The sequence below is a fragment of the Microcoleus sp. AT8-B5 genome, assembly GCF_036705565.1.
GTDB lineage: Bacteria > Cyanobacteriota > Cyanobacteriia > Cyanobacteriales > Microcoleaceae > Microcoleus.
Genome location: NZ_JAUBUY010000003.1, coordinates 58,681 through 75,156, shown reverse-complemented (window position 1 = coordinate 75,156; position 16,476 = coordinate 58,681). Strand labels below are relative to the sequence as shown.

The 16,476-nt window shown below is 45.4% G+C and carries 17 protein-coding genes; 7 read left to right on the top strand and 10 right to left on the bottom strand.

Annotated elements, in window-relative coordinates; translation table 11 throughout:
- Positions 1-93: 93 nt before the first annotated feature.
- The 3 genes from QUB39_RS03195 to QUB39_RS03185 form a co-directional block, all read right to left on the bottom strand.
- Positions 94-1,377 (bottom strand): CAP domain-containing protein, encoded by a 1,284-nt coding sequence (locus QUB39_RS03195; protein ID WP_333261550.1) that lies wholly within the window; start codon positions 1,375-1,377, stop codon positions 94-96.
- Positions 1,378-1,895: 518 nt separating this feature from the next.
- Complete coding sequence (gene nblB / locus QUB39_RS03190) at positions 1,896-2,570, bottom strand: phycobilisome degradation protein NblB (RefSeq protein ID WP_333056210.1); 675 nt, start codon at positions 2,568-2,570, stop codon at positions 1,896-1,898.
- Positions 2,571-2,715: 145 nt separating this feature from the next.
- Positions 2,716-3,177 (bottom strand): CBS domain-containing protein, encoded by a 462-nt coding sequence (locus QUB39_RS03185; RefSeq protein WP_333056285.1) that lies wholly within the window; start codon positions 3,175-3,177, stop codon positions 2,716-2,718.
- 244 nt (positions 3,178-3,421) lie between these two features.
- Here QUB39_RS03185 and QUB39_RS03180 point away from each other — a divergent pair, with 244 nt between their 5' ends.
- From QUB39_RS03180 to QUB39_RS03170, 3 genes are all read left to right on the top strand, one after another.
- Positions 3,422-3,748 (top strand): (2Fe-2S) ferredoxin domain-containing protein, encoded by a 327-nt coding sequence (locus tag QUB39_RS03180; RefSeq protein WP_333056212.1) that lies wholly within the window; start codon positions 3,422-3,424, stop codon positions 3,746-3,748.
- An 81-nt stretch (positions 3,749-3,829) separates the two neighbouring features.
- Positions 3,830-5,302: a D-alanyl-D-alanine carboxypeptidase/D-alanyl-D-alanine endopeptidase gene (dacB, locus tag QUB39_RS03175; protein ID WP_445299482.1), complete on the top strand. Its 1,473-nt coding sequence runs from the start codon at positions 3,830-3,832 to the stop codon at positions 5,300-5,302.
- 217 nt (positions 5,303-5,519) lie between these two features.
- On the top strand, positions 5,520-6,416 hold the full coding sequence (locus QUB39_RS03170; protein ID WP_333485004.1) for an alpha/beta hydrolase: 897 nt from the start codon (positions 5,520-5,522) through the stop codon (positions 6,414-6,416).
- Between the two features lie 74 nt (positions 6,417-6,490).
- Here QUB39_RS03170 and QUB39_RS03165 read toward each other — a convergent pair whose 3' ends face one another.
- From QUB39_RS03165 to QUB39_RS03155, 3 genes are read right to left on the bottom strand one after another with little or no spacing between them, the layout of a single operon-like run.
- Positions 6,491-6,715, bottom strand: a complete 225-nt coding sequence (locus QUB39_RS03165) for a helix-turn-helix transcriptional regulator (RefSeq protein WP_333036912.1) — start codon at positions 6,713-6,715, stop codon at positions 6,491-6,493.
- 29 nt (positions 6,716-6,744) lie between these two features.
- Positions 6,745-7,032 carry a Coq4 family protein gene (locus QUB39_RS03160; RefSeq protein ID WP_333056215.1) on the bottom strand — a complete coding sequence of 96 codons (288 nt, stop codon included), beginning with the start codon at positions 7,030-7,032 and terminating at the stop codon, positions 6,745-6,747.
- Complete coding sequence (locus tag QUB39_RS03155; protein WP_333056216.1) at positions 6,974-7,222, bottom strand: hypothetical protein; 249 nt, start codon at positions 7,220-7,222, stop codon at positions 6,974-6,976. The genes QUB39_RS03160 and QUB39_RS03155 overlap by 59 nt, the downstream gene beginning before the upstream one ends.
- 612 nt (positions 7,223-7,834) lie before the next feature.
- On the opposite strand from QUB39_RS03155, the gene QUB39_RS03150 reads away from it, so the two are divergent.
- Positions 7,835-8,554, top strand: coding sequence for a hypothetical protein (locus QUB39_RS03150; RefSeq protein WP_333210452.1), 720 nt, complete (start codon positions 7,835-7,837; stop codon positions 8,552-8,554).
- Positions 8,555-8,607: 53 nt separating this feature from the next.
- Here the strand turns inward: QUB39_RS03150 and QUB39_RS03145 are convergent, their stop codons facing one another.
- The 3 genes from QUB39_RS03145 to recA form a co-directional block, all read right to left on the bottom strand.
- Positions 8,608-8,835 carry a Txe/YoeB family addiction module toxin gene (locus QUB39_RS03145; RefSeq protein ID WP_333056218.1) on the bottom strand — a complete coding sequence of 76 codons (228 nt, stop codon included), beginning with the start codon at positions 8,833-8,835 and terminating at the stop codon, positions 8,608-8,610.
- A complete protein-coding gene (locus QUB39_RS03140; protein WP_333056220.1) occupies positions 8,828-9,085 on the bottom strand; it encodes a type II toxin-antitoxin system Phd/YefM family antitoxin in 258 nt (85 codons plus the stop codon). The genes QUB39_RS03145 and QUB39_RS03140 overlap by 8 nt, the downstream gene beginning before the upstream one ends.
- A 163-nt stretch (positions 9,086-9,248) precedes the next feature.
- A complete protein-coding gene (gene recA / locus QUB39_RS03135) occupies positions 9,249-10,385 on the bottom strand; it encodes a recombinase RecA (RefSeq protein ID WP_333056221.1) in 1,137 nt (378 codons plus the stop codon).
- 316 nt (positions 10,386-10,701) lie between these two features.
- Here recA and QUB39_RS03130 point away from each other — a divergent pair, with 316 nt between their 5' ends.
- Together QUB39_RS03130 and QUB39_RS03125 are read left to right on the top strand one after the other, a co-directional pair.
- A complete protein-coding gene (locus QUB39_RS03130; protein ID WP_333056222.1) occupies positions 10,702-12,318 on the top strand; it encodes a glycosyltransferase family 39 protein in 1,617 nt (538 codons plus the stop codon).
- 370 nt (positions 12,319-12,688) lie between these two features.
- Positions 12,689-14,224 carry a peptide ligase PGM1-related protein gene (locus QUB39_RS03125; RefSeq protein ID WP_333210447.1) on the top strand — a complete coding sequence of 512 codons (1,536 nt, stop codon included), beginning with the start codon at positions 12,689-12,691 and terminating at the stop codon, positions 14,222-14,224.
- 200 nt (positions 14,225-14,424) lie between these two features.
- On the opposite strand, the gene lepB is transcribed toward QUB39_RS03125, so the two are convergent.
- Positions 14,425-15,033: a signal peptidase I gene (lepB, locus tag QUB39_RS03120; protein ID WP_333210444.1), complete on the bottom strand. Its 609-nt coding sequence runs from the start codon at positions 15,031-15,033 to the stop codon at positions 14,425-14,427.
- A gap of 89 nt (positions 15,034-15,122) precedes the next feature.
- On the opposite strand from lepB, the gene QUB39_RS03115 reads away from it, so the two are divergent.
- Positions 15,123-16,445, top strand: coding sequence for a dihydroorotase (locus QUB39_RS03115; protein WP_333056226.1), 1,323 nt, complete (start codon positions 15,123-15,125; stop codon positions 16,443-16,445).
- The last annotated feature ends 31 nt before the right edge of the window (positions 16,446-16,476 follow it).

Genomic DNA, 16,476 nt, shown 5'->3' with positions numbered 1-16,476 from the left:
CCCCTGATTATCCTCTCAAAATTCAACGTAAAGCGCTCTTGTTGTTAGATTCCCGACTTCTTAGAGGAGTCGGGAATCTGGAGATGATGTTTTTTAGGCGTTGACAAAAACAGAAGATGTAAGCTGACTTTCACTTACACCCTGCACGATTCCCAAATAATTACTGCCAGACTTAATCGCCCAAGAAGCGACGCTTGCACCTCCATCCAACTGCAAACTCACAGCTTCAAAAGTCAAGTTTGCAAATCCGATACCGTCAGTCAAACCAATTTTATCCCCAGCCCCAAAATCGGTAATCACATCTGCACTAATTAAAGTAGCCGCAGCAGACAAACCTCCTGCTAAGATAAACGTATCATTTCCGCCGCCGCCCGTCAGCATATCTTGCCCGCGATCGCCCGCCAACAAATCAGATCCGTTACCGCCAATCAAGACATCATCTTCTTTTCCGCCGCGAATAGTATCGTTACCGTCAGATCCGATTAGTCGATCGTTATCGTTGTTGCCGCTGATAAAATCATCGCCAACACCGCCATCAATTACATCGGATTCTTTGCCACCCCATAAGCTGTCATTGCCGCCGGCACCATTAATTGTATCCGCACCTTGCATCCCATTAATGCTATCAGCACCTTCTCCCCCCGTGAGATTGTCTTTGCCGGAAAGGGCAAAAATTGGCAATCCCGCAGCATTTGTCGGTATTTGAGTATCGGCACTATCTGATAGGAAATAATTGCCGCCGCTGGCTGTATTTTTGGGTGCTGTCGTCGGGCTGCCGTCCCCTGTAGCATTGGGTATTGGCGAAGTAATAGATATAGTGTTTGGTGTGGGAGTTGGTGTGGGAGTTGGTGTCGGTGTCGGTGCGGGATTGACACTACCGTCAAGAGAAGTCGCAAAAACTTGCGTCCAATAGTGATTGAAATTTTCTGTGCCTGTATCGTCGGCTAAGAAATAGTAACCAATCCCAATTTCTTTGAGATTGGGGTTAAGAATGTTAGCCCGGTGGCCACTGCTGTTCATCCAAGATGATACAACTTGTTCGGGTGTAGAAGAACCCGCAGCGATGTTTTCTGCTGCTGCTGAGAATTGATAGCCCGTTACAGTAATACGACTGGTGAATGACGAACCATCTTTGCCTGTATGGGAAAAGAAGTCTTGCAGTGCCATGTTTTGGCTGTGATTTTCCGCAGCATTTAGTAACTGAGTATTTAAGGTTAGTGGCGACAAACCTAATTTACTGCGTTCGATGTTGGTAAGTTCTAAAACTCTATAAATAAAGTTTTGATTGGTTGAAGTTGGTGCGAGTTGAGAGGCAGATCGCTCTCCTGTTAAAATGTCCGAGGACTGAGAACCTGAATTTTGTAGTTGTTCAAGCATGGGGATGATCGAGAGTTTTAAGACATGGTTTTGCTGGTAGATTGCTTACCGTCTTAACGATAGTTTCCCCGATCGCTAGCTGGCTGGACACAATTCAATAATTGTATTAATTCCTGCCGCTGCTTTATCTATTTTGATTATAGCTGTTATCAAAGTGGGGATGTCAAGAGGCTGGCTATGATTGGAAAATGGAAGAGTACGCTCGAATTTAAGGAGAGTTTCAAAGGAATGTGCGATCGCCCGTGGCATCAATACAATTTTAGATTTTAGATTTTAGATTTTAGATTTTTCCTGATTAGTAAGGTTTGCGCTACGCACCCAGCGTGCTGGATGGCTGACTAGAAACCCGGTTTCTACGATTTTTGCAGAAGAGAGGAACGACAAATATAGCAAGAAACCGGGTTTCTGAATTATGTGTGCGATCGCGAACAGAGTTTTTAGTAGAATCTTGACAAAAAATTCTAAATTAATTCAAAATTCACAACCGCGCAGGGTTGTTCCGGATCACAAAAGCAATCTCAAGATTTCAAACTATTTTCTTGTCCGGCTTTAGCCTCCTGAGCAACTTGCTCAACCTCATCTTTGGCGAGAATTTCCAAAGCCGCCTCTGCTTCCTTACCGCCCAACCGCCCCAGAGCTTGAGCTACTCTGTAACGGATCTGCCAATCAGCATTGGAAGCGTAGGGAAGCAGCAGCGGCAGCGCGCGTTTATCTCCCAATTCACCTAATGCGCTGATCGCAATGGTTTGGATCAATTCGTTTTCAGAAGTTAGGGCATTTTCTAACATCGGAAAGGCTTTCGGATCTCCCATTTCTCCCAAAGCAGCAACGATGCTCATTTGCACCAGCCATTCAGAGGTACTGCTATAAACTTGCTGCAAATCTTCTAAAGCATCGGTTAATTTCAATGCGCCCAAAGCATCGGCTGCTGCTGCTTGCACGTCGGGTTCGGGGTCGTTGTTCAGGCTGTGGAGCAGTACCTCTAAAGCGTTTGGCAGATTCTGGGTACCGAGGGTTGATAATTGGCTGACTGCTGCGTAGCGAACCCGGACGTTATTATCGCCGATCGCAATTTGAATTAGTTTATAGGCGATCGCGGGTTCTAGTTGTCGCAGTTGGTTGACTGCTCGCAGTCTTTCGCCAAAATCCTCGGAATTCAGCAATTGTTCGACAGACTCAGGGGTAATGCTCATTCGATTTTAGATTTTAGATTTTAGATTTTAGATTTGGTAATTGGTAATTGCCAAAAGCGAGCGAGATTTAAGGAGCGATTCCCTACGGGATAGCTTCGCTTCACGACTCATTTTCTGATACAGTCCTGGAACTGCAACAGCTAATTTAAGACTCCGCAGCCATCGATCGGATAATATCTCCCCTAGTGAGGATGCCGATTACTTTGCCCGCAGTATCGACCACCGGCAATCGGTGGATACTGCGATCGTGCATCAGTTTGGCAGCTTCTTGGACAGATTGATCTGGCCCGATGGTAACGGGTTCTTTACTCATCGCTTCTCCTACTGTTTGTCCTAAAGCCTTGTGGAGTTCTCGCTCGTAACGAGATGGATTTTCCAAATAAATCACGCTGTCGAGCACCATGATATAAGCGGGCGGAGTTACGCCGGTTTCCCGCCACATCAAGTCGGTTTCGGAGATGACTCCTACCAACAAGTCATTCTCATCTACGACGGGAAGACCGCTAATGCGTCGATCGGCTAAAATTTTAATCGCTTCGTTCAAGGGCATTTCGGGTCGCGCCAAAATCGGGTCGCGGCTCATTACATCGGCTACTGTTTTTGGCATGATTAGGGGTTGATTGAGTTGTTGCTCTAAATCGATCATATAGGGAAAGGGCGGCACAGACTGAAGAAAGGCAGCTCTGCTGAAGGGATTCGTTAGAAAGTAGAAGGAAGGAAAAAGCTTGAATGCCAGAATTTTGCTGTTTTTTTCGATCGCACTATAAAATTCTGCCCTTTGCCGGACTCCGGCGAGCGATCGGTCTGACAAGATTGTTAAGATATCTTAAAGAGCGGATAAATCCTTACCAATGCCAGAATCTCCAGCCACAGAACCAGACTCCCAACCAGAAGCGCGCTGTGTATTGGTTTGCCAGTATCAATCTTGCCTGAAAAATGGTTCAGCAGCAGTGCTAGCTGCTTTTGAAGCTCAACAAGTTGCAGGGGTGAAAGTTGAGGCTACTAGCTGTCAGGGACAGTGCACCACTGGCCCGACTGTACGAGTTACCCCGGACGAAATTTGGTATTGTCGAGTTAAACCTAGTGATGTACCCTTGATTGTGGAAGAGCACCTCAAAGAGGGAAAACCTGTAGAGGCGCTGTTCAATCCGAGAATTCATGCGCGTTATTATTATTAATATTGACTTGATTCGGTGAAACTTCCAAGCTCTGGCGCATCTAATTTTAATAGTTATTATTAAGGAACTGGCACTTTGAAAATCCAAGGAATTGCGCTTAGTTTGTTCGTCCTAATTCTGGGGCGTCCGTCGGCGGTTGCTGCTCAAACCCAGGCGGTTGCTGGGGATATTTGTCCTGGGGATTTGGGGGCACAAGTAGATGCGATCGCCAACCGTCCCGAATTTAGCCGATCGCGCTGGGGCATTTTGATTCAACCTCTATCTTCTACTACTACTCTCTACAGCCGCGACGCCCAAAAATATTTTATTCCAGCATCAAATGCCAAGCTGCTAACTACAGCCGCTGCTTTACAGAAACTCGGTGCAGACTTTCGGATTAAGACATCGGTTTACAGTGGCGAAAATGGAAGTTTGTACGTTGCCGGCAGGGGAGATCCGAGCATTGCTGAGGCTCAGTTGAAATCTTTGGCGCAGCAGTTGAAGCAGCGGGGAATCAGTCAAGTTAACCAGTTGATTGGCGATGACAGCTATTTTCAAGGCAGTGCAGTCAATCCGAATTGGGAATGGGAAGACGCGCAAGCTGGCTACGGAGCGCCGATTAACAGTTTAATTTTCAATCAAAACGCGATCGACCTTCTCTTGTCCCCCCAGGCTCTGGGGCAACCTCTCAAAGTTACTTTTGCCGAACCAAAGCTGGCAAATCAGTGGCAACTTCAGAACAATTCAGTAACAGTCGCCCAAAACGAATCCGAGTTTATTGAAATTGGTCGGGAGTTCGATCGACCTATAATTCGAGTTAGTGGACAGTTGAAAGTTGGTGCAGAACCTGAATCAGCTTATGTCGCAGTTGTCAACCCCGCTAATAATTTTTTGCAGTATTTTCAACAAGCCCTGGCGGCTGAGGGAATTCCTGTTAAACAGGCTTTAGTTGCATCGGCTTCTCGCAATTTAAATCAAGAATTAGCGACTGTTGAATCGCCACCGCTGGCGGAATTGGTGAGAGAAACTAATCGAGTAAGCAACAATCTTTATGCAGAAGTTTTATTGAGATTGTTGGGGAAAGTTACAGACAAGATGCCCCTGCCACAAACACTCACAGGCAAGATGCCTGTTCCACAAGAGGATACAGGTGAAATGGGTTTGAAAGAGTTAAAAACAGTTTTAACTCAATTAGGAGTAAATCCAAACAGCTACAGATTAGCCGACGGTTCCGGCTTGTCTCGGCACAATTTAATTACTCCAGAAGCCTTGGTGCAAACTTTGAGACTTATGGCCAATTCACCTGCTGCATCTATTTACCGCCAGTCACTGCCGATCCCTGGCGAGAAGGGCACTTTGAAAAATCGCTTTAATGTTACACCAAGCCGCGTAAATTTGCAAGCAAAAACCGGAACTATGAGCGGAGTTTCGGCGCTGTCGGGATATATCGAAGTTCCGAATTACGAACCCCTGGTGTTTAGCATTATCGTCAATCAATCTGACCTATCGACTGCAAAAATGCGATCGGCAACGGACGAAATTGTGCTATTATTGAATCGCCTGCGCCGCTGTTAAAACAATACATTTAAGGTGAGAAACTTCAACTCAGTAGTTACACCTAAAACACCGGACACCCCAAAACCCTACAAGTTTTAAGTTTCATTAGATTGCACTGACGGGGATCGAAAAGCAGCTACAATAAAAGTAGAAAAATTAACACCATTGGGACGTTTTAGCCTGCTACCAGTCGGCGGGTTCTGTACTTCCCGAAAATAAGTCTAACTTTCCAACTATGAATTCTTTAGATTCCGAACAGCAACACATCTTTGTGGAAACCAATAACATCCGCCTGCACTGCGTTTCTCAAGGAGAAGGCGAACTCGTTCTCCTCCTGCATGGGTTTCCAGAGTTTTGGTACTCTTGGCGTCATCAAATCCCTGCCTTAGCGCGTCATTTCAAGGTGGTAGTGCCGGATTTGCGGGGCTACAACGATTCCGACAAGCCGGAAAGCGGCTATGATTTAGATACGCTGAGCGCGGATATTCGCGGTTTGATTGCGAGCCTCGGTTATACAAAAGCTCACGTTGTAGGTCATGATTGGGGAGGGGTGATTGCGTGGCACTTAGCTCAAAAATTCCCCGAACAACTCAACCGCTTGGCAATTTTAAACGCTCCGCACCCGCAGCGATTCGTGCAGGAAATGGCGAGTAATTTAGATCAAATTCGCCGCAGTTGGTACGTTTTGGCGTTTCAGGTGCCCGGCATTCCCGAATGGTTGATCCGGCAAAACTTGAAAGATTTTGTGCACAATGTTTTCCAAGGACAAGCTGTTCGCAAAGGAGCTTTTAGCGCTGAGGAAACTAAGATTTATCAGACTGCTTTAGAAAAGCCGGGAGTATTAGCCGCCGCTATCAATTATTACCGGCAGATGTTTCACCCCCAGAGGCTTTGGAATTTGGGGCAGAAATTAGAACCTGTGACAGTGCCTACTTTGGTGCTTTGGGGAGAAGAAGATGCGTTTTTGAGCCACAAACTTGTAGAAGGTTTAGACAGATTAATTACTGCTCCGTTTAAGTTGAAATTAGTGCCTCACTGCGGCCACTGGATTCAGCAGGAAGCGCCGCAAACGGTGAATCGAGAATTGCTGAGTTTTCTGAGACATTCTTCTTCTTCTGTGGCTTTGGCATAGAAAAAAATTAACGCTTGCAAATAAGAACGGGCTCTCCGGCCCGTTCTTAATATCTGACGCACCCTACTTATCGATCAGTCCCAGAGCAAATTTTCTTGGATCAGCAGTGCAATCATCGCAGTTCTGGAACAAACACCGAGTTTGATAAAAATTCGCCTCACGTAAGTAGCAACCGTCCAGTGACTAATATTTAAATTTTTGGCAATACATTTGTTGGGCAGGCCTTGGGCTACTAATTGCGCGATCGCTCTTTCGCGTGGGCTCAGGCTAATTTCCGGTTTGTAACTTTTGCTTTGCATACTTTTGCAATCAGGTAACGAGTTAAAATCTAATCAATTAAGGGTAGAATTTCGAGTTTTTCTCGAACTTCAGATAAAGGTGTTTCCCAATCAGATGCAACGTCCCAATTAATTAACCGAGTGGCTAATTTTCCGTGTTTTAAGCCTTTGATAATTTGTCCGATCGCGCAACTTAACCCGCCGATGGGTCCAACTAACACTAAAATCGCACAAGAAGGACGAAATACTTGAGCGCGAGTAAACGCTTGAAGTACCAATTCATCTTCTGTTGAAGCTGAAAGACCAGTCAGAACGTGCCACACGTCGTGGTTTCGCACCAATCCAGTCTCCCGATGCGATCGGCTCAAAGCCTTGTTTGTCTAGAAACCGCGCCACTGAGCACCCTAATGTTCCTGCTGGCAGTTGGCGCAATTTTGCCAATTCTATTTCAAAATGTCGATCGCTCTCAATTTGAGGATTAATTGTTTGAGCCATCTTTAATATAACTCCTAATTGACCGTCAGCCATAATTTATTCTCCCTTCAACAATGATTTAATTTTCGAGAAAATTAATTTGTGTTTGTCAAGTTCATTTTTGCGCTTAATCAAGACGACTTTTTTTACCTACTCAGCTTAGAAACCGTACTTTCTGTCACAGCAATTGGCTTTCAGGAGCTTTTACATTTCTTTACAAACCTTCTTAGATGTGAAATCTGCTATCTGTAAACATCGCCCTAGTGTTTGGAATCCCAACTTGACTCACCGGGAAGTACCCGTAAAATCTACAGTATTTAGCGGTGATTGGAACTCCCTTACTTACGTATATAAATTTATTCTGCTGCTAATTATTAGAACCTGCAATGAGTCAGAAGTGGAAGCTTGCAGGCATGGTGATGCAGGTGCATACAAGTGAAGAGAGCTGAAGCAAGCTGAAGTAAGGTGAAGTTATGCAGAGTTGATGTTTAGGAATTACGCAGTAGTGCCAATCCCCCGTGGTTGCCCAATTTGTAGTGGTAATCATGGGGGATGGCCCGTATGTCGTTAGAATGCCGCTCAAATGAGTGTCACTCATTTGAGCGACTGGTCAAATATGTTCACCAACAGCTACAAATAAAGTAGAGATTCATACAAGGTGTTACTATGAAAAAACTTTCCATTTTGTTATCCACAGGAGTTGTGTCATTGATTTGGTGCGCTGCTGCTAGCGCTACCACTTATATTAATCCTAACGGTAAAACTACTTTAAACTTGTCAGAAAAAGGAAACAATCGCAGCGGTTTTTACTTAACCAAAGTAGGCAATCGGGAATTTTTGGGCAATATTCAAATTACCCGTTCCCAAGGAGCAGCAGGCTCTTACTATTACAATGGGACTTTCAAAGACACTGCGACAGGCCCTGGCCGAAAAATTGTTTGTTCTGGAGATATTGCCATTATCAGGCGTCAAGTTGGAAGAAGCAGCCAATTGGGATCCGAAGTTACTTGGAAGGTGAAAGCAGGAGAAAATTGTCCTTCTATTGGCCAGACATTTAAAGTAAATTTAGTCGAAGCTTTACCGCGTCCTAATGCAAGTGGCGACTATACTTCTAGCAATGCTAATACTTGGTCGAGTCCAACAAATGGTCTTGTAACTTGGCCTACTTGGCGAGTCACGTCGCGAGATGGACAACTCAACTGCCGCAAGAACGCAAACGGAGCAATTCAACAAGTTTACCGCGCGGATAGAGATACAGTTGCTGCTGAACTCAGGGGAGCAAATGCGATTACGATGGCGAACGGTCAACCCTGGTTGCTGACAAGACAAGGCTGTTATGTGCGCGCTAATTCTCAATACGTTCAGCCAGTTTCTATGCCTGAATAAGTGTTCGTAAATAGGGAGCATCTCAATGAAAGTAGCCTAGCTAGAAATTGGAGTTAGGAGTCAGGAGTCAGGAGCCAGGAGCCCAAAGAAGTATTTTTACAAATATGAGATGCTCCCGCCAGATTCTCCCTCAGTGGTTCTGGCTTTCCGATCCCCTCAAACGGCAATCGGATTGTTGCCTCAATTAGCTTGTTAATTCGTTTTAACGTTTTCTTATCTTGCCCTTGCCAATATAAATAATCGCCCCAAGCCTCATCCGTCCATACTAACTTTCTAGTCATCCAACAAATTTCGCTCTACCACTTTCCCCTGCTTAAACTGAGCAATAGAACGCTCCAAATGGGCAGCATTGGCGGGAGATTTGAGTAAATGAACTGTTTCCAGCAAACTATTAAAGAACTCTAGCGACATCACCACGGCATCCTCCGCATCCCGTCTAGTGATGATGGTATAGTCCGTATCTTCCACTACTGCTTCCTTTCGCTGTGTTACTGGTTTACTGGTGTACTGGTTTACTGGCTGTACCTGCAAGTCCTACTCTTAACCCATTTAAGCGACAAGCGAGCCGAAGCCGAGCGAAAATTAAATTCGAGGCTCGCTTGTCGCTGTTGAGCGTTACTTTCGTTCTTTGCGAAAGTAACGAGTAAAACGAGTAAACAACCAGTAAACGAGTAATAATTGAGGACTAAAAAACTTAGATTTCTTCGTCCAAAACTTCTACATCATCTACATCATCTACATCATCTACATCATCTACATCATCTACATCATCTACCTCAATAGGAGCGACAGAATTAGCAGAAACCAGAGCACCAGTCTCAAGTTTCTTTTTAACTAGCTCCTCAATTTCATTTTTGAAATCGATGTTTTTCTCCATGTGCTGGATCACTTTGTCTCGTCCTTGAGCTATGTTCTCTCCGTTGTAGCTATACCAAGAACCTTTTTTCAGAATTACTCCCATTTCGTCGGCCAAGTCAGTCAGACAGCCTAAAGTAGAAATGCCTTTGCCAAATACAATGTCAAATTCGGCAATACGGAAAGGCGGAGCAACTTTATTTTTAGCAACTTTAACTTTCGTGCGGTTGCCGTATTCTTCTGTACCTTTTTTCAAGCTTTGAATGCGGCGAATGTCAAGCCGCACGCTGGCGTAGAATTTGAGTGCGTTACCGCCGGTTGTGGTTTCGGGGTTGCCGTAAGTTACGCCGATTTTCTGCCGCAATTGGTTGAGGAAAATGACGGTACAGCCGGATTTGCCGATGTTGCCGGTGATTTTCCGCAAAGCTTGGCTCATCAAGCGCGCTTGCAAACCCATGTGGGAGTCGCCCATGTCGCCTTCGATTTCGGCGCGGGGGACGAGGGCGGCTACGGAGTCAATTACTACGATATCGACGGCGACGGAACGGACGAGTTGATCGACTATTTCTAGGGCCATTTCGCCGGTATCCGGCTGGGAAACTAAGAGATTTTCAATATCGACGCCTAAAGCTGAGGCGTAGGTGGGATCGAGGGCGTGTTCGGCATCGACGAAGGCTGCGATACCGCCGGATTTTTGGACTTCGGCGATCGCGTGGAGAGCTAGAGTTGTTTTACCGGAACTTTCCGGGCCGTAAATTTCAATAACTCGACCTTTTGGCAAACCGCCGCCCAAAGCAATGTCCAGTGTCAGGGCTCCGGTGGGAATGGTTTCTACCCTCATGCGAGTGGAGTCTCCCAATCGGACGATCGCCCCTTTGCCAAAGCTGCGCTCGATTTGGGAGAGTACGGAAGTTAGAGCTTTTTGCTTTTCTGAGTTTTCAGTGGAAGTTTTTGACGCATCTTTGCTTTTTGCCATTTGCGGTACGCGGGTAGACCCCTTGCGGAGCTTGTTGATTAACTGTACAACACGTATGTTAGCAGTTATTTTTGGGGTCTGGAGGTTCTGGGAGCATTTGGTTGAAGATTCTTGATTTTGGGGTGGTTCAGCCTGCTCCCGCCTTCAGAATGCCCAAGATGTAGAAGATATTTAACTGGTTCCCAGGCTCTGTCTGGGAACCGATGTAAGCGAGGCTCTGCCTCGAAAAGCTGACATTAAAATTGGAGGCAGAGCCTCCGGATCTGTGTTACCAGGCTCTTCCTGGTAACAAGTAATCGCCACAATTAGGACAAGCATGGCATCTACAACACATCAAGACACATCTGTCAATAGCAAAAATTCCGGCTGGTTGATTAACTTATTGGCGATCGGCATTTTACTTGGTATCGGATTTCGGTTTTTTGAGATCGATCGCAAACTGTACTGGCACGACGAAGCTTACACATCAATCCGCGCCGCTGGTTTCACCCGCCAAGAAATCGACAACGAACTATTCCAAAACCGGATTATTCCTGCACCACAATTGCAAAAATATCAGCGGATTAAACCGGGAAGTACAGAAGCAGACACGATTCGTTCTTTAGCACTAGAAGACCCGCAGCATCCGCCTTTATACTTTCTCATGGCTCGTTGGTGGATGCAGGAATTTGGCAGTTCTCTAACAGCATCGCGCAGTTTGCCAGCAATATTGAGTTTGCTGTCGCTGCCTTTGATGTACGCTTTAGCTCAGGAACTTTTCGCCTCGAATTTGGCGGCGTTATTAGCAACAGCACTTTTGGCTTTATCACCCTTTGACATATTGTTTGCTCAGACAGCAAGGCAGTACAGTTTGCTAACAGCCATAGTTATTGGCAGCAGTTGGCTGCTGCTGAGAGCAGTGCGGTTGCGGGGTTGGAAAAATTGGGTATTTTACTCGCTGGCGATCGCTCTTGGTTTCTACACTCACCCATTCTTCAGTTTAACACTCATCGGACACGGAGTTTTTATAATTTCTTACTGGCTGTTTGTCAAAAAAACAAAATTGCGAGGTCATGTAACTAATTCCCAATTTTTTTTAGCAGTAACAGCAGCTTTAATATTGTATATTCCCTGGATTTACGTGCTGGCCACCAACCTGGAACGAGCATCAGTTACGACAGATTGGACGCGAGTATCTCCGGGTTTGCTGTATCTTGTCAAATTGTGGATACTCAGCTTTACAGCCTTATTTTTTGACTTCGACTTCGGGTTTGATAATAGTTGGACTTATCTGCTGAGATTGCCATTTTTGCTGTTAATTGTGGCAGCCCTTTACACAATCTGCCGCCGCACTAGCAGTTCAACTTGGCTGTTTATTGTAACATCAATTTTTGTACCTTTTTTGATACTGGCATTACCGGATCTAATCCTAGGCGGCAAACGTTCCGCCGTCAGCCGTTATCTGATTTCCTGCTTTCCGGGAGTGCAGCTAGCAGTTGCTTACTTGCTCGCCAGTAACGTGAAAATTCAGCAGCGGTTTTGGCAAGTCATTTTAGCCCTGGTTTTTACAGCAAGTATAGCATCCTGTACAGTCAGCGCTTTTTCTGATACTTGGTGGAGCAAAGACTTGAGCTATTTTAATGCTGAAGTTGCGAAAATTATTAACAAAGAGGCGATAGCTAATCGATCGATTAAAGATACAATTGTAATTAGCGATCGCGGCAACGATTTTACTAACATGGGAGATTTGCTTTCTCTGAGTTATTTGCTCGACAAAGACGTGCGGCTGATGCTGATGAGCCAGTCGCCGGAAATCGAGATGCTGAACAAATATTCGGCTCCCCTAGTGTTCCGCCCTTCGGAAAAATCGATCTCGGCATTTAAGCGAAATCAACGGCGGTTAGAGCCGATATTGGAATATGCCAGACTTTTTCGAGCGCGGCGAGCTTCTTAAAGCAGATTGACAGAAATGGACGATCGTCCCCAGTAGGGTACGTCAGTGGATTTTAGATTTTAGATTTTAGATTTTAGATTTTAGATTTATTCCACAGATGAATCTGGGAGATTAAACTTTGGTCTAAAATTTTTGGAGATTCACGATAGGAGTACGTGGCACGGTATCGGTTTTTGGGCGGGGGCAGAAAAAACTGTTTGAATTGCCTCAAATATTTCGACTGACGCACCTTAAATCACTATTTGGGCATTTTTGTCAATATTCCCCGTAAGGTGCGTCAGAAAAAAACTGTCTGAGTTGTCTCAGGTATTTGGGCTGACACACTTGACATCATCAGCAATAATTATTTGAAGAGTTAGGATAAAAAGCAATGCAAGAGTTAAATAATTCATCTTCCGAATCCGCGCAGAAGTTTCGCGATCTTCAGACAGAATTACGGGAACGTTGGCGAGCAGTCGAAGAATTCGACGGCGGAGATTGTGACATTATTATCATTCCTTCTGTCAGCTTAGATCAGCAAGAAATGCAGAAAGTTGAGGGTGCTTACCATTACGAAGAGCGGCATTTATTTTCATTGATTCGCCTGCGAAATCCCCGCACGCGCTTAATTTACATTACCTCGGAACCCTTGCACCCGATGATTGTGGATTATTACCTGCAATTGCTGCCGGGAATTCCATTTTCTCACGCGCGCGATCGGCTTTTGCTGTTCAGTGCTTACGATGCTTCTGCCAAATCCCTCACCCAGAAAATTTTAGAGCGCCCCCGCTTGATGGAGCGCATTCGTCAAGCAGTGCGGCCGACAAAATCCTATATGGTTTGTTATAACTCGACGCCCTTAGAACGGGAGTTATCTGTTCAATTGGGGATTCCTTTGTTGGCTAGCGATCCGGATCTGTTATACTGGGGAACCAAAAGCGGTAGCAGGCAAATTTTTAAAGAATGTGGCGTGCCTTATCCTGACGGTTCCGAGTTGGTGTGGAATGCGGAAGATTTAGCGGAAGCTGCGGCGGATTTGTGGGCAAGGCAGCCGCATTTGCAACGGATCGTAATTAAGTTAAATGAAGGTTTTTCGGGGGAAGGGAATGCAATTTTAGATCTGAAGTCCCTCGCAGGTAAAACATCTACAGAAAGAGCGAAGGCAATTGGCGATAGCTTCCATAATTTGCGCTTTCAAGCAACGGGCGAAACCTGGGAAAATTTTAGCAGCCGCATTCCCGAATTAGGGGCTATTGCCGAAGCATTTATCGAAGGAGAAGAAAAGTTCTCGCCCAGCGTTCAAGGCAGAATTGTCCCCAGTGGGGAAGTAGAAATTCTCTCAACCCACGACCAAATTTTAGGAGGCCCAGACGGTCAAATTTTCTTGGGTTGCCAATTTCCGGCGGACGCATCTTATCGAATAGCGTTGCAGGAATTGGGATGGAAAGTCGGGAAAAATTTAGCCGAAAAAGGTGCTTTAGAGAGATTTGGAGTAGATTTTCTCGCGGTGCGCCAATCAGACGGCAAATGGGATATGCAAGCAATAGAAATTAACTTGCGGAAAGGAGGCACAACTCATCCGTTTATGGCTTTGAAGCTGTTAACAAACGGTCGGTACGAACGTTCTACAGGATTATTTTACAGCCTGCAGGGCCGTCCCAAATATTATGTCGCTTCGGACAATTTAAAAAAAGAGCGCTATCGGGGATTATTACCGAACGATTTGATGGATATTATTGCTGACAATCAACTGCACTTTGACAGCGGTACTGAGACGGGGAGTGTGTTTCATTTAATGGGTTGTTTGTCGGAGTTTGGTAAATTGGGAGTGACGAGTATTGGCAATTCGCAGCAAGAAGCTGAGGATATGTATAACAAAGTTGTGAAAGTTCTCGATCGCGAAACGTCAGGCGATTTTAGATTTTAGATTTTAGATTTTAGATTTGATCCAGTCATATCATGTCCGATCGATTAACCATAATATCCCGACCGGGGCGGGTTTTTGAGATTGTCAATTATTGACGATTATGGTTGGTGAACCCGCCCCTACCTAATTTCGGGTGATCGACCGGACATCATATCAGTCAGTTTAGAGCCCCCACTTCGCAGAAGTTGTCGGGGATCTAGCTAATTTTTAGCGGGATAAAGGGGCGTGGGGTCGATCGAACCTGTGCGGTTGAGTGGCCAAAAACGCACAATTGCCCTACCGATGATATTTTGCTTGGGTACAAAGCCCCAGTAATGACTGTCACAGCTTGCGTTGCGGTTGTCGCCGAGCACCAAGTAAGAATTTGGAGCTACAACTACAGGCCCGTAGGGATACTGTGGAATTTCTTCAATATATTTTTCCTGTAGCGGCTGCTTGTTAATAAAAACTTTTCCCTCTCTGACTTCCACAGTGTCCCCTGGAAGTCCGATCACTCGCTTGATATAGGCATCTTTGATCGGTGGTGGCTGTCCCGTGCACAAACTAGCCTGGTCAGGAGGCATAAATACGATAATATCTCCTCGCTGGGGCTCTTGGAATCGATAGCTTACCTTATCTATAATTAATCGATCGTTAATTTGTAGGGTTGGGAGCATCGAGCCGGTGGGAATGTAGCGTGCTTCGGCAACCAGGGTGCGGATACCAAAGGCCAAAAATGCTGCTAAGCCGATCGTCTTAATTCCTTCGATCCAAGGATTTTCAGTGTCTTGCGGAGGTTTTTCGTCGGCTGACTTGTCTAGACGAGTCATAGGGTATTGTAGTGACTGAGCTGGATACGAATTATAAACTTAATAATGCTTCCATGCTAGCACGCTGTTTACTGAATTAAGGATATCTTATGACTGCCCAATCAAGTTTGTTAATCCGTCGCGCTCGCATTCTTTTGCCCAATGGTGAGTTTTTGGTAGGAGATGTACAAATATGCGATGGCAAAATTGTCCAAGTGGCTGCTGAAATTGTCGAATCGGGCGATCGAGAAATAGATGCCAAAGGCTTAACTCTGTTACCCGGAGTAATTGATCCCCAGGTACACTTCCGCGAACCGGGTTTAGAACACAAGGAAGACTTATTTACCGCTAGCTGTGCTTGCGCTAAAGGCGGCGTGACATCGTTTCTGGAAATGCCGAATACGCGACCTTTGACCACAACCCAAGCTGCCTTAGATGATAAACTAAGTCGCGCTGCCGAGAAGTGTTTGGTCAATTACGGCTTTTTTATTGGGGCTACTCCTGAGATTTTACCCGATTTGTTGGATGCCAATCCGACTCCGGGAATTAAGGTGTTTATGGGTTCGATGCACGGGGACTTATTGATGGATGATGCAGCAAATTTAGAGGTAATTTTTGCGAAGGGCGATCGACTAATTGCGGTACACGCAGAAGACCAAGCTAGAATCAACCAGCGTCGTCAAGAATTTGCTGGTATTACCGATATTGCAGTTCACTCGCAAATTCAAGACAATCAAGCAGCTTTATTGGCAACTCAACTAGCAGTAAAACTTTCTAATAAATATCAGCGCCGACTGCATATTCTGCACCTTTCAACGGGGGATGAAGCTGAGTTTTTGCGCCAGGAAAAACCGAGTTGGGTAACGGCAGAAGTAACGCCGCAGCATTTGTTGTTAAATACCAGCGCCTATCAAAAAATTGGCAGTTTAGCTCAAATGAATCCGCCTTTGCGCGAGCCCCGCGATAACGAAATACTTTGGCAAGCTTTACTCGACGGCGTAATTGATTTTATCGCCACAGACCATGCGCCACATACATTAGCAGAAAAAGCTCAAGATTATCCGAATACGCCGTCTGGAATGCCCGGTGTCGAAACTTCTTTGCCTTTGATGCTGACCCAAGCAGTAGAGGGAAGATGTACAGTGGCACAAGTTGCTAATTGGATGTCGGCGGCAGTTGCTAAGGCTTATAAGATTCCGAATAAAGGGCAAATAGCACCGGGTTTTGATGCAGATTTAGTCTTAGTTGATTTGGAGAAATACCGCCCGGTAGTCGGCGCAGAGATGGCGAGCAAGTGCGGCTGGAGTTCCTTTGAAGGATGGAATTTAACTGGATGGCCAGTTGTGACTGTTGTGGGAGGAAAAGTTGTTTTTGAGAATGGTAAATTGGATACAAATGTGAGGGGAGAAGCATTGACATTTGACGCTGAGTAAGCATGAATTTAACTCAAGTGTTATAATTGGG